The following is a 21,519-nucleotide window of genomic DNA, read 5'->3' as shown; positions in this document are numbered from 1 at the left end:
TATGAGTGAATCAGTTGAGATCACAATGGCTGACAAAATTGATAAGGCCTTGTCGGAAATGGCAGCCAATAACGAAAAAATTAATGTTAGCCAAGTAGCGAAAAGATTAGGTGTTTCAAACTCTGCAATCTACAAGTTTAACCCTGAGAAAATCCCAGATATTAAGACTGCGCAAAAGCGTCAGAAACATAAAGCTGAGTCGATTACGTTAGGCACAGAAAATGAAAAGCTTAAGAAAGAAATTAAGTCATTGAAAATTTTAAACAGTCAACACAAAGCATTAGCTGATGAGTACAAAGTTAAGAATGAGTCGTTGTGGGAACATATTCAGCAAATTTATAACATGTACGCTGAAGTGTTAGCTGAGCGAAATAATTTTGCAGAAAGGCTTAAGCACATAAACTAACAGTTTAGGTTTTTCAAAATAATCGTAGGATATTAATAATGAGCAAAAACACGAAAAAAACATCAAAAGATGTTGCTTCGAAAGCAGCAAAAGTTCTGACTGATCCAAGCGCATCTAAGACTGCAAAAAAATTAGCGGGATCTGCGCTATCTCAGAAAGGGACGGCCAAACAAACAGGAGCTGATATGGAAGACTTTGCATCTAAGGTTTTGCAAAGTGATAAGTACAGTTCAAATACAAAAGAGCTTGCCGGATCAGTACTATCACAATCTAATAAAAAGCGGTGACTCCACTTTTTCTGATTGGGGTCCAATGACCTTGAGGTTCACAGCAAAATTAACTCGTATGTTGCAAGTAAACTTATTTCGCCTTTTTGATATCCCTGCGAACGAGAGCTTTGCTAAATATAAAAGTGATTTTTATTTTTTAAACCCAAGTTAAGGAAAGCAGTAATTGGCAAAATTTGACTATTCTGAATTTGATTTGGAAGTAGACGAATGTTTTGATACTAGAAAGGACTTCGATCCTAAGACTACTCCCTATGATATTGAGCAACAAATACAAAGAGCTGTGGATAGTATTGTAAATGAGTGTCCAGATGTAGATTGGAATGAAAACTTAATTACTTACAAAATAATTGAAAGTGTACGAGATATTCTCTTAAATTATAAGGTCCCTGGCTTGGGGGGAGAGTTGTCTGAAAGTAAGTTTAATCTTGAAGCATATAAGCTAACAGGTCATGCAGAAAGCTTTCATGGCGATATTGCTTTTATTATAACTAGGCGTTTTTCAGAGTATTCTAGGCCAATATCGGGAGTTGCATTTTACGAAGCAAAGGCATCTAGTATTGAAAGGCAAAGTAAAAAGGAATACCCCGCGTTTTGTACTAACCAACTTCGAAGACTAGTTACCCATACGCCAAGGTTAAATTACCTTATTTTAAACAAAAAAAGTTGTCGAATAGGTGGTGATAATTGGCCCGCTATTGATGAGCGTGATCGAGACCCCTGGGAGCTCACACATAAGCGTGTTAATGCTGCTGTGATAGACGCAAATTTTCTAAAGAACAATAGAAATATTGAATTTGCATTGAGGACCATAGGATTATCATTTGGTAGTCACTTTGTACAACGAGTTCTCTCTGGAAGAGATTTGGACTACTCACGTACAGTTGATAAGACGATTCGCCGTTGGCTAAAATACACTAGAAAATCTTCCCCATTAATTATCTCAGTATCAATTCTTGATTCATCAGGTGAGCACTTTGACACACAGTTAGAACTTCCTGGCTTTGAAAAAATAGCACTTAAAAACTATGTTAAAGCCTTAGAATAGGATTGTGGCCAGTAACTTTTTGCAGAACTAAGAATTTAAAATAGAGGCAATTAATAAGCAGACTTTCGAAGGATTACTTTGATACAAAGAGTAAGTCGAGAGTCTGTTTATTGCATAGTTCTTAACGCTGATTTTTGACAGTTACCTAATAAACTAATATATAGAATATTAATAAATTAAAGTACATTTGCCGATACTTAAAGGAACTGAAACATATGGATTTGTTTGACATGCTCACTATTAAATTAACTTTACCAAAGAGAAGCGCTCCAACAGAAAAAATAGGTGGTAATTCAATTTACAAATTGCTTTTTAGGCAAACTAAAATAAAAGCAACGGTCAAAAAAAGTGAATTCCCTGGATATTTCGAGTTAGAGACGGGATTAACTCCCCCCTTAGACGTTATCTTTTTAAAAGATCCAAATTCTAGGGGGAAATGTCCTAATGACCTCACTTCATTGAAAGCAAAAAAAACTTTTACACTTGCAAATTGGGATGAAGAAAACGAATTACTCTGGGAGAATTTTCCCGATACGTACTCTTCCACTGACCCAAATGAAATCAACTCTTCATGGCAGGGGCAATTTCTTTTTAAAGAGGAGGACTTCAAAAAAGGGTTAACTGGCTTAAGAAAACCTCAGTTGGGGGCGCTGCATGCATTGTCTGGATATTTTTCTACAGATCAGGCGATCGAGCCTGCCACGGTGGTGCTACCGACTGGTACTGGTAAAACGGAAACTATGCTAGCAACATTGATTTACCAGCGTTGTAACAAAGTTTTAGTAATTGTTCCTTCAGATTCACTTCGAAATCAAATATCAGAGAAGTTTATTGAGTTAGGTTACTTACCAGAGCTTGGGGTGGTTAGTTGTGATATTGCTCTTCCTAAAGTAGCTGTCATTAAAAAGGGACTTCACCTGATTGATGATGTTTACAATATTGCTGCAAAGTCTAATGTAATTATCGCAACGACCAGCGTTCTCTCTGCCTCTTCTGAACTTGCTCTCAATACCCTCTGTGGAAGTTGTTCTCATCTTTTTGTTGATGAGGCGCATCACATTTCAGCTAATTCATGGCAGTCAATTAAACAGAGGTTTGCTGATAAACGTGTGGTTCAATTTACTGCAACACCATTTAGAAATGACAAAAAGTCACTTGGTGGAAAAATTATATACAACTACACAATGGGAGAGGCTCAAAGGGCTGGATATTTCACTAATGTTAATTTACTAGCGGTAGAAGAATATTATGCCGACTTGATGGATAGAGCAATCGCGGGTAAAGCAATAGAGCAGTTAAAATCTGACCTTGATAATAATTTTGACCATCTACTCATGGCGCGGACCAGTAGTAAAATTAGAGCGGAAGAACTCGCGCAAATTTACCAAGAAATAGCATCAGAGTTTCATCCTGTAGTTGTGCATTCGACCTTTTCAAAAACCTTAGTAAGGGAGCGCCTTGGAATGCTTCTTTCTAGAAAATCTAGGATTGTAATTTGTGTTGATATGCTAGGTGAAGGTTACGATCTGCCTAATTTAAAAATTGCAGCTCTGCATGACCACCATAAAAGCTTAGCTGTTACTCTGCAATTCATAGGTCGCTTTACACGAGTCAATCACGCACAAAAATTAGGTAACGCCAGCGTAGTTATGAATGTCGCAGATCCCAATGTAGAAGGCGAACTTCAGCACCTTTATTCTATAGGGGCCGATTGGGACACTGTACTTAGACGCCTTTCTGAAAACCGAATTGCTAAAGAAGTTCGTTTGCAGGAGGTGGTCGATGCACTGAAAAACAAGGGAGATTTACATGATCAAATCTCCCTTTGGAATTTAGAGCCTACTTATACTGCAATGCTATTTAAAACTTCTTGCGAGCAGTGGGAACCCGAACAATATTTAGAAGCCCTTCCTAAATTTGAGGAATCGTGGCATGCAATCGGAGAAGAGGAAAACTTACTTGTTGTACTAGCTATTCAGGCAACTTCTGTACGTTGGGGTAACTATCGAGAGCTGAAAGATACAAACTATAAAATCTTTATTGCTCACTGGGACTCGGAAAGAGCAGCGTTATTTGTATTTTCAAATGATTATAAAACCTTTCGAGTCGATAAATTAGCAAGTGCTATTTGTAATAACCAGTGTGAATTAGTCAGTGGTGACAAAGTATTCAACGTCTTCAATGGTATAGAATATCCACTTGCCAGAAATTTAGGGGCTTCCCAAATTGGAGCTATAAGCTTTACTCAGTATTTTGGACCTAACGTAACCGAAGGTCTAACAAGAATTGAAGAATCACAATCTCATCTAAGCAATATAGCTGCTCTAGGCTATGAATCTGGAGAGCGTGTCATTTGGGGATGTTCACAGAAAAAAGGCAAAGTTTGGTCTCCTCAGAAGGGTGGCGGTATTACGGATTGGTGTGATTGGGTAAAAAAGGCTTGGGATAAAATATTTAGCTCAGAACCAGATGCAAACAATCTCACACGTAATTTTTTACGACCCGTACCTTTGGTTGAACCTTATCACTCTTACCCAATTTCAGCTCAATGGGGAGAGCATTTACTCACTGCATTTGAAGATAAGATCACTTTTTACTTTGGAGAAATATCAGCCCACCTATACTTGGTTGAAGTGGCTACTGATGGGATTTTTGAGGATCAAAGTGTAAGGCTTATATTCTCCTGTGACCATACAAGCTCAGAATACAAGCTTTGTTTGTCAGCTAAAGATTTACCAAAAGGTTATGCTTACCAACTGATTTCTGGTCCTGAAATATTTATTCAACGCGGTCTAGACGAACCTATAGCTTTAGTGGAGTACATGGAAGTTGACCCTGTGATGATCCACTATGCGGATGGTTCATTTTCATACAATGCGCACATAGTCCATGTTAGCCAAGATATCGGTCTATTTGAAAGGGAAGATATTGTAGGTATTGATTGGACTGGAACAGATATACGTAAAGAGTCTATGGGTTACGACAAAGAACTGGATTCAATACAATGGCGATGGTTTAATGAAATTGAAGATGATTACGATGTCATTATTAATGACGATGGTAAGGGGGAATCGGCGGACTTAATAGGGTTAAAAATTTCAGACAACAGTATTTTTTTGACGTTAATTCACTGTAAGTATTCTGGCTCAGATGAACCAGGCGCCAGGTTAAAAGATTTGTACGAAGTATGTGGACAAGCTCAACGTTGTATTCGATGGAAGCACCTAAACTTGTCCTACTTATATCACCACATAAAACGACGTGAAGAAAAATGGCGTCAAAGAGGTTATTCTCGTTTTCTCAAAGGGAGTATTAGGGACCTAGCTGCAATTAAAGAACGCTCAAGAACCACTCGGACAAGGTTTAATGTTACTATCGTCCAACCAGGGTTAAGCATTGCTCAAGTCAATGATGAGGGCCTAAAACTGTTAGGGAGTACAGCTCTTTTTATTAAAAAAACAACCACCGCCGATTTAGCTGTGTTTGGTTCGGCTTAATAGATGATAGTCAATTTCTTCGTTGTAGATGTGCATCGATTCCGGTAACAAGATTCAATCATCTCGTTTCATTTCACTGCAAATTCACAGCCCATTTCTTAAAAAACTGTTACCACTTACTAAGCCAGTAAATACTGTGCGGTAACAGTTTTCCTTTTCTTGAAAAAGACATTATCTACACGCCTAAGTCTATTGTTACCCTAATAGCCGATATGATTGAACCATTCGAAGGCAAAATTTACGACCCATGTTGTGGCTCGGGCGGTATGTTTGTGCAATCGCTTAAATTTATTAATAGTCACAACGGTAACCAAAAAAACATATCTATTTATGGGCAAGAGTACACTAACACCACCTACAAACTGGCTAAAATGAACCTAGCCGTGCGCGGTATTTCGGGTAACTTAGGCGATATAGCAGGCGATACCTTTTTTAAAGATCAACACCCCGACCTAAAAGCCGATTACATAATGGCAAACCCACCGTTTAACCAAAAACAGTGGCGCGCCGATAACGAGCTAGTTGACGATGCCCGTTGGGCAGGTTACCCAACACCGCCTACCGGCAATGCTAACTATGCGTGGATCATGCATATGATCTCAAAGCTCAGCGAGCATGGTACCGCAGGCTTTGTACTGGCTAATGGCTCAATGAGTTCTAACACCAGTGGAGAGGGCGATATTCGCCAAAAAATAATCGAAAACGATTTAGTCGATTGTATGATAGCCCTACCAGGGCAGTTGTTTTACACCACGCAAATTCCGGTGTGTTTATGGTTTATAAGTAAAGATAAACGCGGCAATAACGAAAAAGGCTTACTAAAACGCCGCGACCGCCAAGGCGAAACCCTATTTATAGACGCCCGCGAAATGGGCTCTATGGTAAACCGTACCTTAAAAGAGCTCACTAACGACGACATAGCTAAAATAACCGAAACCTACCATATTTGGCGCGGCGAAGAGCTAAGCATAAATACAGAGCAAGAATATGCAGATGTTGCCGGTTACTGTAAATCAGCCACCCTTGCCGATATAAAAGCGAACGACTACGTACTTACTCCAGGGCGCTATGTAGGTGCTGCTGACATTGCAGATGATGGCATTCCGTTTGAGACTAAAATGAGCGAACTTAGCCAAACGCTTTATAGCCAAATGAGCCAAAGCGATGAGCTTGATAAAGCCATCCGTAAAAACTTGGAGGCGCTGGGTTATGGGGAGTAATTGGATTGAATACAAACTTGCTGAAATAGCGATACTTAGAAATGGAGCCGGCATTAAACAGCAATTTTTTAGTGAGTCGAGTATTGCTATTCCATTAGTTAAAGTATCAAACTTTACATCTAACTCTGTTGATGTAAATGGACTAACGAAAGTTGATCATGAACATGCCCAGAAGTGGATCTCTCACACTCTTGATGTTGAAGACATTGTTGTCGCGACTGTCGGGTCTTGGCCACCAAATTGGTCTTCTGTAGTAGGCAAAGTAGTTCGGATTCCTCAGCTAGCCGCAGGTGCAATTCAAAATCAAAATACATGTTCAATTAATCCAAAAGATAATATGGATAAAGACTTTTTGTACTATGTATTAAAAACAGACTTATTTATAAATTATGTGATAAATGTTGCGCAAGGAAGTGCAAATCAAGCCCGAGTGCCTGTTAAAAAGTTGGGAGAGTTTAAATTTAAAGCACCATTTGATATTGAAAAACAAAGACAATTAGTTAATGTTTTAGTTAATGCGGATAAAAAAATTGAACTTAACCAGAAAACCAACCAAACCTTAGAACAAATGGCGCAGGCGTTGTTTAAAAGTTGGTTTGTTGATTTTGATCCCGTGTTTGACAACCTCCTTGCCAGCGTGGATTTTAAGTTAGAAAACCTTGAAACTAGTCTGCCTGACGAGTTAAAACAAAAAGCGCAGCGTCGCTTAGCGGCACTGGACAGTTTAAAAAATGCGGCACAATGCAAAGCATCACTCAGTGCGCTCGCTCACGAGTTACAAATACAGCTACCAACAAAAGAAGCAACACAAGCAGCAGTGCAAGTATTAGGTAAAACCGCTGAAACACCCGTTAAACCAAACATTAACGCCAACCCTAACATATTAGCGCAACACGCCAACACCCATGCCCACTTCCCCAATGAGTTCGAACACAACGAACAGCTAGGCTGGATACCAAAGGGCTGGAGTGCATCTTCAGTAGAGGATGAGTTTGCGGTAAAAGGTGGTTCAACACCAAGTACAAAAAATCCAGATTTTTGGGAAGGTGGGGAGATACACTGGACCTCACCTAAAGACTTATCGGGTAACACTACAAAAATAATGCTTGATACAAGCCGAAAAATAACTTCTGCTGGATTGAAAAAAATAACATCAGGTTTATTACCTATTGATACTGTTTTAATGTCATCAAGAGCGCCTGTCGGTTATTTGGCGTTGGCAAAAGTACCTGTTGCGATCAACCAAGGTTACATAGCAATTACTGATGCTCAAACATTAAGTTCCGAATATACCATCCAATGGCTAGACTCTGTGATGGATGAAATCAAAGGTATTTCTGGTGGTACAACGTTTGCGGAGATAAGTAAGAAAACATTTAAAGGTATACAGCTAGTTATTCCATCAAAAAAAGCGGTCGAAGCTTATACAGAAATATCTAAAATGTATTACAAGCGCATTACGGCTTGTGTCCAAGAAATTAATACATTGACTGAAACTAGGGATTATTTACTACCCAAGCTCATCTCAGGCGAACTACAAATACCCGATGTAGTCACTGATGAAGAAATAGTAGATTAAACTTAGCTGAGCGTTTAAAGGCCACAAAAACAAGAATAAGGATGTTTGATGAAATTTACTGAAGCCAAATTAGAACAAGCGGTGGTTGAGTTATTAGGTGAGCAAGGCTACCCGCATTTGTTGGGCGGTGAGCTTACTCGCAATAATAGCGATGTATTAATTAAAGAGGACTTACGTGCTTTTTTAACCAAGCGTTACGCTAAGAATAATATTACCACCGGTGAAGTTGACTCAATTATTGCAAAGCTTGAAAAGCTGCCAGCCAGTGATTTATACGAGAGCAATAAAACCTTTTGTAAGTGGCTAAGTGACGGCTTTTTACTGAGCCGCGAGCGTGGCAGAGTAGCAGGCAGTGCAGCGCAAAAAGATTTGTATATTCAGCTGCTTGATTACGACAACGTTGAGCAAGGTTTAAAAAGTAGCCTAATAGCAGGCAGTACTATGGCTGCTTTGGATAATGTGAATGAAGCCAGTGTGACTTACCTGCAAGACGATAATATTTATCGCTTTGTTACCCAGTTAGAAATAGAAAGCCCCACAAGCTACGACAATATTGAACTGCGTATTCCCGATGGCATTTTATATGTAAATGGCTTGCCATTGGTGGTGTTTGAATTTAAAAGCGCAATACGCGAGCAAGCCCCAATATTTGAAGCGTATGAGCAGTTAACGGTGCGGTACAGGCGCGCTATTCCGCAGTTATTTGTGTTTAATACCTTGTGCGTTATAAGCGATGGCGTAAACAATAAAATGGGTAACTTATTTGCGCCGTACCAGTTTTTTTACTCGTGGGGTAAAGTAACGGGGCAAGAACTCACAGCGCAAGAGGGTATTAACTCGTTACATACCTTATTGCAGGGCTTGTTTGACAAAGCGCGCCTGCGCGATGTAATGCGCAACTTTGTATTTTTCCCTGATTCTGATAATAAAAACGCGGGCAAAAAAGAGATAAAAATTGTGCCGCGTTATCCCCAATATTATGCGGCTAATAAACTGTTCGAAAATATAAAACGGCACTTAAAGCCTCAAGGCGATGGTAAAGGTGGTACGTACTTTGGCGCAACGGGTTGCGGTAAAAGTTACACCATGCAATTTTTAACACGCCTATTGATGAAAAGCGTTGAACTTAAAAGCCCAACCATTATTTTAATTACCGACCGAACCGATTTAGACGATCAGCTTTCGCAGCAATTTGGCAATGCTAAAACCTACATTGGCGATGATACGGTAAAAACAGTTACCAGCCGGACTCACTTACGTGAGTTACTAGAAGGCCGTAACAGTGGTGGTGTATTTTTAACGACTATTCATAAATTTACCGAAGACACCCAGTTATTAACCGACCGCACTAACGTTATTTGTATTTCTGATGAGGCGCATCGTAGCCAAGTAAATCTTGATCAAAAAATTACCATTACCGACAAAGGTGTAAAAAAGACCTTTGGCTTTGCTAAATACCTGCACGACTCACTGCCAAACGCCACCTATGTTGGTTTTACAGGCACCCCAGTAGACGCGACTTTAGATGTATTTGGTGAAGTGGTTGACTCGTACACCATGACTGAGTCGGTTAAAGATGAAATAACCGTACGCATTGTATACGAAGGCCGCGCCGCCAAGGTGTGTTTAAACAATAGCAAGCTGGCTGAGATTGAAGCTTATTACAAAGAGTGCGCCGATGCAGGCAGTAACGAACTTCAAATAGAAGACAGTAAAAAAGCTACCGCTAACATGAATAGCATTCTAGGCGATCCTGACCGCATACGTGTATTAGCAAGGGACTTTGTTGAACATTACGAAAAACGTATTGAAGAGTGCTCTACGGTCGCAGGAAAGGCGATGTTTGTGTGCAGCTCGCGTGGTATTGCTTATCAGCTGTATCAAGAGCTAGAAGAACTACGCCCACAGTGGTTTGATGTAGTAGATACTGATGACGCGCAAAAACTATCAGATACCGAGCGAAAGCGCGCTATTAGCGAAGGCCGTATTGCCGCCCCCTCTGAAAAAGTAAAAATGGTGATGACGCGTGGCAAAGACGACGTTGAACGCTTATATAATTTACTTGGCAGTAAAGACGCGCGTAAAGAGCTTGATAAGCAATTTAAAAACAAAAATTCAAACTTTAAAATAGCCATAGTGGTTGATATGTGGCTAACCGGTTTTGACGTGCCATTTTTAGATACCATGTACATAGATAAGCCATTGCAAAAGCACAGCTTAATACAAACTATTTCGCGAGTTAACCGCCAGTTTGAAGGCAAAGATAAAGGCCTAGTGGTTGACTACATTGGTATTAAATCTGAAATGAATAAAGCGTTAGCGCAGTATTCAAAAACTGACGAAACCAACTTTGAAGACATTACCGCCTCGGTTATTGAAGTAAAAAACCATTTAGCGCTACTTGCCGAGTTATTCCATAAATTTGACAGCAGCCCATACTTTACCGGCGAAGCCGTAGCCCAACTAAACTGTTTAAACCACGCCGCTGAGTTTGCGCTAACAACCGAAAAACGCCAAAAGCGCTTTATGGATTTAGTTAAACGTTTAAAAGCCGCTTACGATGTATGTTGCGGTAGTGAAAAAATTAACGAGAATGAGCGTAACCACATTCACTTTTACCTTGCCATTCGCTCTATTATTTACAAGCTAACCAAAGGCGAAGCGCCCGATACCGCGCAAATGAACGCCAAAGTGCGTGAAATGATAAGCGAAGCCCTACAAAGCGACGGCGTAGAAGAAGTATTTAAACTCGGTAATGAAGACGGTGGCGAAATCGACATTTTTAATGACGACTACATTGCTAAAATAGAAAAAATAAAACTCCCCAATACCAAAATAAAAATACTGCAACAAATGCTAGCTAAAGCCATAGGCGAGCTTAAAAAAGTAAACCAAACCCAAGGTATCAACTTTACTAAACGCTTTGAATCTCTGGTACAGCGCTACAACGAGCGAAAAGATGACGATATATTGGTAAGCAATGTATTGGATGACTTTTCTGACAGTATGGTTGATATGATTTACAGCGTACGCGACGAAATGAACGCCGGCGACGAGCTAGGCATTGATATTGAAGAAAAAGGCTTTTACGACGCCCTAAAAATGTTAGCGGTTAAGTACGACTTTGACTACCCCGAAGATAAGCTAATTGAGCTTGCCCAAGCGGTAAAAGTAATTGTAGACGACAAGGTAAAATTTGTTGATTGGAATAACCGTGACGATATTAAATCATCACTTAAAGTAGAGCTGATTTTAATACTCGCTAAATTTAAATACCCACCAATCAGCCGCGATGAAGTGTACAAAGAAATATTTGAACAAGCGCAAAATGTAAAAGCGAATAAATAGGCGGCATTAACTATCTTTATTCAGTGGTAAGAGTTTATTTATCATAAAATCAGGGTGTTATACTTTTATAAGAAGTTTAAATTTAAGTCACTTTAATAGAGTTTAGAAGTCAGCAACATATAAAATAACACCCAAAGTAAGCCAAGCTTTATCGTAGTTGTTATTAAGCCAAAAGCTTCTGATATTTTTGAAATTCCTACCTTTATAAAAAATCAATCCACGCCATCTTGTAAAAGCTCTTTATAGATTTTGTAAGTAAAGACAAAACTGTATAGCTATATGTAAATGCTACCCTAGTATTTGTAAAGGGCGACTACTTTCTAAGTAGTAAACTTAAAATTATTAATATTTATAGCCGCTTAAAAAAATAAATCTCGTTTTATTCCACCATAAAAACAAAGTTTCATTCAAACAACTAGGATGGGTTCTGACTCTTATTGATAACTTGGTGATTGAAAATGATTTAAAATGCTTGACTGTGTTTGTTCTGTCTGTAGTATTACGTGCAATGTATTTAAAAGTTATTAAAAACTAATTAACAGCTGGAGTTGAACGGAAGATGCCAAGCAAACTAGACGAATATAAACACGTAAATTATAGCTGGGATGACTCTGTTGCAGATGAGTTAACCCCAATTGATAGTTTGGTTTACCGCTCGAATATTTTAGGCGCTGACCAACGCATTACTAATACAGGTGGTGGTAACACTTCTGCAAAATTAATTGAAACCGATCCACTAACCGGTGAAGAAGTCGAAGTGCTGTGGGTTAAAGGCTCAGGCGGAGACTTACGAACAGCTAAAAAAGAAAATTTTTCATCATTATATCAAGGTAAATTAAACGCACTTGATGCTACATACCAAGCGCGTGATGATAAAGGTTATAAACAAGCTGGTGAAGATGCAATGATTGGCATGTACAAGCATTGTAATTTCTGTTTGAACCCACGAGCTTCTTCAATTGACACGCCATTACACTCAATGATTAATGAAAAGCATGTTGACCATTTACACCCAAATGCAGTCATCGCAGTTGCTTCTTGTAAAGATCAGAAAGAGCTTACAGAAGTTATTTGGGGCGGAAAAATGGCTTACGTCCCTTGGATGCGTCCAGGTTGGGAAGCAGCTAAGGTATGTGAAGAAGCATATGCAGAGAAACCTGATAGTGTAGGTATCTTGTTAGGCCAGCACGGCCATACTAACTGGGACAGTGAAAGTAAGAGCTGTTATGAAACATCGTTATGGGTAATAGAAACTGCTGCTCGTTATATTGAAGAGCATGATAAAGGTGAGATGACTTTCGGTGGAGCGAAATACAATAGCTTATCTGAAGAGGACAGAAACGATTTATTAGCTAAGTTTTTGCCTGTTGCACGTGGTCTTTTATCAAATAAAGTGAAGTTTATCTCGACAGTGCAAACTGATGAAACAGCCCTTCGCTTTGTAAATAGTGTTGATGCACCTCGATTAGCAAAACTTGGTACTTCTTGTCCAGATCACTTCTTACGTACAAAAATTCAACCTCTTTATGTTGATTTCAATCCTCAAGAAGATGGTTTTGACACCTTAGTTGAAAAATTAAATGAAGGTATAGAGCAGTACCGTGTAGATTACGCTGAGTATTACAATAATTGTAAACGAGATGACTCTCCTGCAATGCGTGATCCAAGCCCGACAGTTATTTTAATACCGGGTGTAGGTATTATTGGCTGGGGTAAAAACAAGAGTGAGTCTCGGGTTACTACTGAATTTTACAATTGTGCCATTGAGGTTATGCGTGGTGCTGAAGCGATCAGTGAGTACACAGCACTGCCTCAACAAGAAGCATTTGATATTGAGTACTGGGCTTTAGAAGAAGCTAAGTTACAACGTATGCCAAAAGAAGCACCACTAGCACGTGATGTAGTAGTTGTAATTGGCGCTGGTGATGGCATTGGTAAAGAAACAGCATTTAGAGTAGCTAGAGAAGGTGCCCATGTTGTATGCGCTGACTTACGTGAAGAAGCTGCTCAAAAAACAGCTGATGAATTGACAGCTATTTATGGCCAAGGCATTGGTGTAGCCGGTACGGGTATTTCAAGCTGTGGTCCAGCTATTGCTCAAGGTGTTGATATTACTGACCGCGAAAGCGTTAAGAAAATGTTCAAAGAAGTCACGTTGGCTTATGGTGGCATTGATAAAGTAATAGTAACTGCAGGCGTGTTCTTAGCACCTGGCCAACCAGGTATGACGAATGATCAACAATTTGATGTTAGCTTTGCCGTTAATGTTAAAGGTGGTTATATAGTAGGTACTGAGGCCAATGAAATCTGGAAAGCACAAGGCCTTAAAGGCTCTCTTGTTCTTACTACAAGTGTAAATGCTGCGGTATCGAAGAAAGGCTCATTAGCCTATGACACCTCAAAAGCCGCGGCAAATCACTTAGTTCGTGAATTAGCTGTTGAACTATCTCCACTTGTTAATGTGAATGGTTTAGCGCCTGCAACAGTTGTTAAAGGTAGTACTATGTTCCCGCGTGACCGTGTAATAGCATCTTTAACTAAATATAAAGTTGAATTTACAGAGTCGGATTCTGATGATGAACTTCGCGATAAACTCGCTAATTTCTATGCTCAGAGAACGCTCACTAAACAACCTATCACGCCAGAAGATCAAGCAGAAGCTGCTTACTTAATGGTGTCAGGACAGTTGAGCAAAACAACTGGTCAGATTATTAGTGTTGATGGTGGTCTGCACGAAGCCTTCTTACGCTAGAACTGCACTTTTTAGAGCGCTTTTTTAAAAGCGCTCAATTATAGACTGATAAAATACACAAAATAAGAATTAGGAATAAGTTATGACACAACGTATTGATAAATCACTAATATCTGATGGAAACGCTAAGCTATTAAGCGACTTAAATGAAGATTACCAAGCATTAGGTAATAAACTTGCGCGTAATGATATTAATATCGAAGATATTACAGAGAAAGCTCAGGCTTTCCAAATCGCAGTGCCATCTTGGGGTACTGGTACCGGTGGTACTCGTTTTGCACGTTTTCCTGGTGAAGGCGAGCCTCGTAATATCTGGGAAAAATTAGAAGATAGCGCGGTTATTAATGATTTATCTCAGTGTACAGAGCGTGTTTCACCTCACTTCCCTTGGGATAAAGTAGATGATTTTACTGAGTTAAAACAATTCTCAGATGAGTTAAACCTAAGCTGGGATTCGATCAACTCAAATACATTCCAAGATCAACCAGGCCAAGAGCATAGCTTTAAATACGGTTCTTTAAGTAATACAAGTGCTGAATCACGCGACCTTGCAATTGCACACAACCTTGATTGTATTGAATGGGGCAAAGCGCTGGGTTCTAAAACATTAACAGTTTGGGTTGGCGATGGCTCTAACCATCCAGGTCAACAACATTTTCAAAGTGCTTTTGAGCGTTATTTAGAAAGCATGAAAACAATTTATGCTGGTCTTCCAAGTGATTGGGAACTACATATTGAGCACAAAATGTTCGAACCTGCATTTTACTCAACCATAATTCAGGACTGGGGCAGTAATATCCTTGCGGCTATGGAGCTTGGTCCTCAAGCTAAGTCATTAGTTGATTTAGGGCACCACGCACCAAACGTGAATATTGAAATGATTGTATCTCGCCTAATTCAATTTAAAAAATTGGGTGGTTTTCATTTTAATGATAGTAAATATGGTGATGATGATCTTGATAGTGGCAGCTTACACCCTTATCAGCAGTTCTTAATTTTTAATGAGTTAGTTGATGCGCAATATCGAAATCAAGAAGGCTTTAACCCTAACTACATGTTAGATCAATCACATAACGTAACCGATCCAATTGAAAGCTTAATGAACTCTGCTGCAAGTGTTCAGCGCTCTTTTGTATCAGCTTTGTTAGTTGATCGTGAAAAGTTATCGCAATACCAGCAAGATAATGATGCATTGATGGCTAGTAACACACTGAAAAATGCATTTAATACAGATGTTAGCCCTATCTTAGCGATGGCTCGTTTACGTAAAGGTGGTGCAATTGACCCAATAGCGACTTATCGTAAAGCGAACTATCGTTCATCAGTTGCATCTAAACGTCCATCAAGCGGCGGAAATGGTTCTGGCATTGTCTAAGAACTCGCCTCAATAAAAAATATAAACATGCAGAGGTATTTAATCGTCTCTGCATGTTTATTGGTTAACACACACTTACACACATAAGAATAAAGAACGTCGATTCATTTGTCATAATAAGAACAAAAATTGGCGCAATGGAGGCAGTATGTCGACAGCAGAAGAATTTGAAACACAACCCGTTTCCCCTAATAAATTACAATCAGCCAATACGTTTGCGGGCAGTTATGCTGGTGAGCACGTAGCAGGAACTGAATTTGTAATAGGTGCATTATTTGTATCATGGGGGGTAGGGGCCAGTGATATATTATTAGGTTTACTACTGGGTAACCTATTAGCCGTTTTAACTTGGGGTTTGATCACCGCGCCAATAGCCACCGATACGCGATTAACTCTCTACGCCTACCTTGAAAAAATAGCAGGGCCGGGCACTATAAAACTCTACAGTGTGATAAATGGCATATTATTTTGTGTGCTTGCTGGTGCAATGATTACAGTTTCAGCATCAGCTGTTCGTGTTCTTTTTGATATTCCACCGCAAGTAGATTGGTATCCGACAGATTTGAGGTTTGTGCTAGTAGCACTTGGCGTAGGTGCTGTAGTTGTTTTTATGGCCGTAAAAGGTTTTGAAAAATTAGCTGCGTTTGCTGAAATCTGTGCTCCTTGGATGATTCTAATGTTTATTGTAGGCGCCTTAGTACTTTTGCCAACAATTGTATCAGCTACCAACGGTGTTAATTCAATTAGTAGCTTTACCGACTTTTTAAATATTGCTAGTCAATCAATTTGGGTTGATACAGATAGTGGAATAGGCTTTTGGCATGTAGCTGCTTTTGCTTGGGTTGCTAACTTAGCAATGCACGGTGGGATGGGAGATATGACGCTATTACGTTTTGCCCGTTATTCTCGCTATGGTTATTTCTCGGCATTGGGTATGTTTATCGGTCACTATTTAGCGTGGATTTGTGCCGGTATTATGGGTGCAGGCGCAGCTATTTTACTTAATACAACTATTGTTGCGTTAGACCCTGGTTCAGTTGCGTTTCAAGCACTGGGAACTTGCGGGATTATTGCTGTTATCATTGCCGGTTGGACAACCTCAAACCCTACCATTTATCGTGCAGGCCTTGCGTTTAGTTCAGTTAATCATAAATGGGGCCGCACAAAAGTGACCGTTGTTGTGGGTATTGTTACCACTATTATTGCGTGTTTCCCGTTTGTATTTTCTCAATTGTTAGGCTTTGTTGGGATCATGGGTTTAATGATGGCTCCTGTAGGTGCGGTTATTGTAGCTGAGCACTGGCTTTTCCCACGTATTGGTTTCACTCGTTATTGGTCAAAATACAAGGGTAATACTACAAATTACGCTGCTATTATCACGTGGTTAAGTTCTCTAGCGGTGAGTTACTTACTTGAAACATCTGGTACCTTACACCTTTTCTTCATCTTAATTCCTATTTGGATTTTCGCGACGTTATTGTATTGCGGATTAGCTTATGCAATGGGAGCAAAGAAAACATATTCAGAGCAAGCTATTGCAGAAAAAGCAGAAGCTCAACGTAAAGCGATTGAATCTGACTATTTGAAGGATTTTGAAAGTAATAAAGGGTCACAACAAAAGGAATCTTTACCCTTTATTATTCGTACAGCGTCAGTAGTGTCTTACTTATCGTTAATTGTGTGTGCGAGCTTAGGCTTGGTTTCTTATCTCACACAAGATATTGAGCTTGTGAGAACGTGGCTACTATTGCCTACGCTTGTTTACTTTGTAACTGCGACTTATGCATATTTACAAAAAGCAAAAATAGGTGAATCGCTAGAATCGACAGACCATATAGAACAAGATTTGGCTGCTGTTAAATAAAGCCACCAATTTTGATTTCGTAAGGATAACTAAGCTACTCAGGTAATAACACTATGTTCTGAGTAGCTTTTTTACGGCTAAAGATAAATTATATAGTTAATAAATAGGAGTTTTAATGACTGATTTACGTGACCTAATACCTGTAGGTGTTGTTAATGCAAACCAAATGAAGGTCTTATTCGACTATGCTAGAGAGAATAGCTTTGCATACCCTGCAGTTAACGTTGTTAGCACTAACTCAATAAATGCAGCACTTGAATCAGCAAAAGAATGTAGTTCTCCTATTATTATCCAACTTTCTTACAGTGGTTCAGCATTTTTCATAGGTAAAGGGGCGGGTATATCTGGGCATGAAGCATCAATTGCAGGGGCCACTGCTGCTGCTCATTACGTACATGCTGCGGCAAAGGTTTATGGCGTTCCAGTTATTTTACATACCGACCATGCTGCTAAAAAGCTACTTCCGTGGATTGATGGCCTATTAGACGAAGGCGAGTCTTATTATAACGCCACTGGAAAGCCGTTGTTTAGTTCACACATGCTTGATTTATCAGAAGAGAGCCTAGAAGAGAACACCGCAACGTGTAAAGAATACTTAGCACGAATGATTAAGCTCGATATGGGTATTGAAATAGAGCTTGGTTGCACTGGTGGTGAAGAAGATGGCGTTGATAACTCTGGTATTGATAGCTCGCTACTATATACACAACCTGAAGATGTAGCTTATGCATACGAGCAGTTAAGCGAAGTTAGTGATGCCTTCACGATTGCTGCGTCGTTTGGGAATGTGCACGGGGTATATAAGCCAGGAAATGTAAAATTAACACCTCTTATTCTTAAAAATTCACAGGCATATGTTCAAGATAAGTATGAACTTGAACATAATAGCTTAAACTTTGTTTTTCATGGTGGCTCAGGGTCTACAGCAGCAGAAATCAAAGAAGCCATCAGTTACGGCGTCATAAAAATGAATATTGATACCGATACTCAATGGGCATGCTGGCAAGGTGTACATAAGTATTACCAAAACAACAGCGATAATTTACAAACTCAGATTGGCTCTCCAAATGATCCTGATTCACCAAATAAAAAATACTATGACCCTCGAGTATGGCTGCGCCAAATAGAGCTATCTATGGCCAAAAGGCTTTGTTTAACTTTTAAAGAACTCAACTGTATCAATAGATACTGAGCGCAAAAAAGAGCTTGAGTATCCTCGGTATATTCAAGCTTTTCCACACACTGAACTTCATCCCACTTAACACAATATAGAGCTTGATTATGGATAATATAAAAAGTAATTTCAAAGTCTTATTTTATACTTTGTTTTTGTCGTTTGTTATAAGCCCTGCCTACGCAGATGAATCCCCCCCTAATATTGTGCTGATCCTATCAGACGATCATGCTTGGTATGATTATGGATTTATGGGACACCCTGTTGTCAAAACGCCTACACTCGATAAATTAGCCCGGGATGGTCTGACATTTAAGGCTGGATATGTACCGACTGCATTATGCAGACCTTCTTTGGCTACAATAGCCACCGGATATTACGCGTCAACCATTGGTATCACAGGTAACACACCTGCCTTCGATGTGTATGGTAAAAAAGGATCCGCTGAGCATAATACACAACGTGAAAAGCTAATTTCTAAAATTGACAATGTTGATACATTACCTCAGCTTCTAAAACCAAAAGGGTATGTCTCTTTTCAATCCGGTAAATGGTGGGAAGGAAGTTATAAGCGAGGCGGTTTTGATGAGGGGATGACTCGTGGTTTTCCTAAAAAAGGCGGTCGTCATGGTGATGATGGGCTTAAAATTGGCCGTGAAGGTATGGAGCCTGTGACCTCATTCATAGATAGAGCGGTTAAAGACAAAAAACCTTTCTTGGTATGGTATGCACCCTACATGCCGCACTCACCTCATAATCCTGTTGATAGGATTTATAAAAAATACAAGTCGTTAGACTTGCCCGAGTCAGTAAAAAAATACTATGCAATGATAGAGTGGTTTGATGAAACAAATGCAACACTACTCAATCACCTGGAAGAAAAAGGGGTTAAAAATAATACTATTATTGTTTACGTCTCAGATAATGGCTGGATATCAAATCCTGATAGATTAAACAGCTTTTTACCACGCTCAAAACAAAGCCCCAGTGAGGCAGGAGTTCGAACACCTATTATCTTTTCATGGCCCGATAAGCTTAAGCCGCAATTACGATATGACTTAATAAGTAGCATTGATATCGTTCCTACATTACTTGGGGCGGTAGGCGTACCTATTCCAAAAGATATGCCTGGTTTGAATCTGATGGATAATATGCTCTCGGAAACCCCTATTGATCGCGAAGCTATTTTTGGAGAGGGTTTTGCACATGATATTGCTGATTTAGATGACCCTGAAGGTTCACTGATGTACAGGTGGGTTATTGATGGCGATTGGAAGTTAATATTAAGCTACGATGGAAAAACTGATAAATATCGTAAACGTCATACCACATTAACGAGTCCGCAGTTGTTTCATCTTGCGACTGATGAGCATGAGCAACATAACTTAATTACGCAATATCCTGAGGTGGCTGCTAAGCTGGCGAAAAAAATCGAGCAATGGTATCCATTAAAAAAACGTAAAGTAATTCAATAGATTCCTCAAAATTTGTGACATCAAATATGGTTAAATCTACTGTAAGTTTTTAGTCACAAAGCACTTGCCATCAATAAAAGCCTCCAATGAGGCTTTTATTGATGTCGGTAGTATCTATTTAATCGCAATGCCTTATCCGATTTGAATCGATGTTTCAGGAAATTTAAGTGGCTGTAATTTAGGCTTAGTAAAACAATATGCAAAAGTAAGTGGTCCCACTCTTCCTATCAACATAAGTAAAATAATAACCACTTGGCTTGGTGTACTTAAACTACCCGTGAAGTCGCGAGATAAACCGACTGTACTGAGCGCTGAAATTGTTTCAAAAGTGATGTCTAAAAGCGAAGCTTGCTCTATTTTACTGATCACCATGATGCTTAAAAAAGCAGTGAACAAGTATAGTACTAACACGCTAAGTGCTTTTATAACAAGCCTATCACTTAGCTGTCTGTTGAATACGGTGACTTGTGGTTTGTGGCGTAAGTAACTATACATGGCCAGCAGTAAAATAATAAATGTGCCTATTTTTATACCGCTAGCTGTACTTACTGAGCCACCGCCTATTATCATTAACAGTAACGTAAGTAATGTGGAATCGGCGGTGAGATCGCTAATAGCTAAGGTGTTGAATCCTGCTGTACGTGGTGTCACAGCCTGAAACCATGCTGCCAATACTTGGTCATCAAAAGGTAAATAGGCAAGCGTAGCAGGGTTTGAATATTCAAATAAAAAAATAAGTAAAAATGCACAGCTATTTATAATTGCCGTTGCTATGAGTACCAGCCGTGTGTTGGTGGATAATTTAGACCAACGACGCTGTTGATAAATATCGATTAAAACAGTAAACCCTAGCCCTCCTACGATAAATAAACCGCTAATGATAAAATTTGTTGCTGCATCGCCCTTAAAGGTCTCTAGGCTATTACTATGAAGTGCAAAGCCTGCATTATTAAATGCAGAAATAGTATAAAAAAGGCTTTGGTACGCAGCCTGCGTTAAACTGTATTTATCTATCCAATTGATGAATAGCAGTAAAAAAGCAATAGATTCAATGATTAAAGAATATAAGACCACACTCTTTGCTATGTGTATCACGCCATTTAAATCGCTGGTATCAAATGCTTGGCTTGCAAGTAAGCGCTGCTTTAATCCCAAGTTTTTTCCCATAGTTAAGAAAGAAATAACAGCGAGGGTCATAAAACCAATTCCGCCAATTTGAATAAGTACCATAACCACACTTTGGCCAAATGTAGTCAGCACCGTTCCTGTATCAACCACTACCAAGCCTGTTACTGTAACCGCTGAAGAGGCAGTAAAAAATGCCTGCATAAAACTAAGTGACTGAACACTTGCAACGGGTAACAACAATAAACCAGTGCCCAACACAATGAGTACAATAAACCCACATGTTAAGATTAAAGGAGGATTAATTTGTTTTTTTAAAGCCATTTAAACGGTGATTAAATTGCTTAGGGAGTACATTAGCTTGCCAGT

Annotated in this window: 12 protein-coding genes and 1 pseudogene; 12 read left to right on the top strand and 1 reads right to left on the bottom strand. The window is 39.4% G+C overall.

Translation table 11 applies throughout. The features are described 5' to 3' along the window. Window position 1: 1 nt before the first annotated feature. The 12 genes and pseudogenes from H5161_RS11415 (at window position 2) to H5161_RS11360 (ending at window position 20,025) form a co-directional block, all read left to right on the top strand. A complete protein-coding gene (locus tag H5161_RS11415; RefSeq protein WP_182769327.1) occupies window positions 2–406 on the top strand; it encodes a hypothetical protein in 405 nt (134 codons plus the stop codon). Window positions 407–444: 38 nt separating this feature from the next. Next, complete coding sequence (locus H5161_RS11410; protein ID WP_182769326.1) at window positions 445–693, top strand: hypothetical protein; 249 nt, start codon at window positions 445–447, stop codon at window positions 691–693. Between the two features lie 166 nt (window positions 694–859). Then, a complete protein-coding gene (locus H5161_RS11405) occupies window positions 860–1,741 on the top strand; it encodes a hypothetical protein (protein ID WP_182769325.1) in 882 nt (293 codons plus the stop codon). A gap of 215 nt (window positions 1,742–1,956) precedes the next feature. Further along, the gene (locus tag H5161_RS11400; protein WP_182769324.1) at window positions 1,957–5,238 is read left to right on the top strand and encodes a DEAD/DEAH box helicase; all 3,282 of its coding nucleotides are present in this window, start codon (window positions 1,957–1,959) and stop codon (window positions 5,236–5,238) included. 176 nt (window positions 5,239–5,414) lie between these two features. Continuing rightward, window positions 5,415–6,458: pseudogene (locus H5161_RS11395) on the top strand (N-6 DNA methylase); the annotation flags it as partial. Beyond that, window positions 6,448–8,037, top strand: coding sequence for a restriction endonuclease subunit S (locus H5161_RS11390; RefSeq protein ID WP_182769323.1), 1,590 nt, complete (start codon window positions 6,448–6,450; stop codon window positions 8,035–8,037). The pseudogene H5161_RS11395 and the gene H5161_RS11390, both read left to right, overlap by 11 nt. Window positions 8,038–8,085: 48 nt before the next feature. After that, window positions 8,086–11,385, top strand: coding sequence for a type I restriction endonuclease subunit R (locus H5161_RS11385; protein ID WP_182769322.1), 3,300 nt, complete (start codon window positions 8,086–8,088; stop codon window positions 11,383–11,385). A gap of 559 nt (window positions 11,386–11,944) precedes the next feature. Then, entirely contained in the window at window positions 11,945–14,137 is a 2,193-nt protein-coding gene (locus H5161_RS11380; RefSeq protein ID WP_182675156.1) for a bifunctional rhamnulose-1-phosphate aldolase/short-chain dehydrogenase, read from the top strand. Between the two features lie 82 nt (window positions 14,138–14,219). Beyond that, window positions 14,220–15,512 carry an L-rhamnose catabolism isomerase gene (gene rhaI / locus H5161_RS11375; protein WP_182769321.1) on the top strand — a complete coding sequence of 431 codons (1,293 nt, stop codon included), beginning with the start codon at window positions 14,220–14,222 and terminating at the stop codon, window positions 15,510–15,512. Window positions 15,513–15,660: 148 nt separating this feature from the next. Next, window positions 15,661–17,376, top strand: a complete 1,716-nt coding sequence (locus H5161_RS11370) for a nucleoside transporter (RefSeq protein ID WP_182675160.1) — start codon at window positions 15,661–15,663, stop codon at window positions 17,374–17,376. A gap of 115 nt (window positions 17,377–17,491) precedes the next feature. Further along, window positions 17,492–18,568 carry a class II fructose-bisphosphate aldolase gene (gene fbaA / locus H5161_RS11365; RefSeq protein WP_182769320.1) on the top strand — a complete coding sequence of 359 codons (1,077 nt, stop codon included), beginning with the start codon at window positions 17,492–17,494 and terminating at the stop codon, window positions 18,566–18,568. A gap of 89 nt (window positions 18,569–18,657) precedes the next feature. Beyond that, window positions 18,658–20,025 (top strand): sulfatase, encoded by a 1,368-nt coding sequence (locus H5161_RS11360; RefSeq protein WP_182769319.1) that lies wholly within the window; start codon window positions 18,658–18,660, stop codon window positions 20,023–20,025. Window positions 20,026–20,157: 132 nt separating this feature from the next. Here H5161_RS11360 and H5161_RS11355 read toward each other — a convergent pair whose 3' ends face one another. Further along, window positions 20,158–21,474, bottom strand: coding sequence for a TrkH family potassium uptake protein (locus tag H5161_RS11355; protein ID WP_182769318.1), 1,317 nt, complete (start codon window positions 21,472–21,474; stop codon window positions 20,158–20,160). Between the last annotated feature and the right edge of the window lie 45 nt (window positions 21,475–21,519).

This window comes from Pseudoalteromonas sp. SG43-5 (genome assembly GCF_014164345.1).
Lineage (GTDB): Bacteria > Pseudomonadota > Gammaproteobacteria > Enterobacterales > Alteromonadaceae > Pseudoalteromonas > Pseudoalteromonas distincta.
The sequence above is the reverse complement of the archived record's forward strand: the minus strand, read 5'-3'. Positions and strand labels throughout refer to the sequence as shown.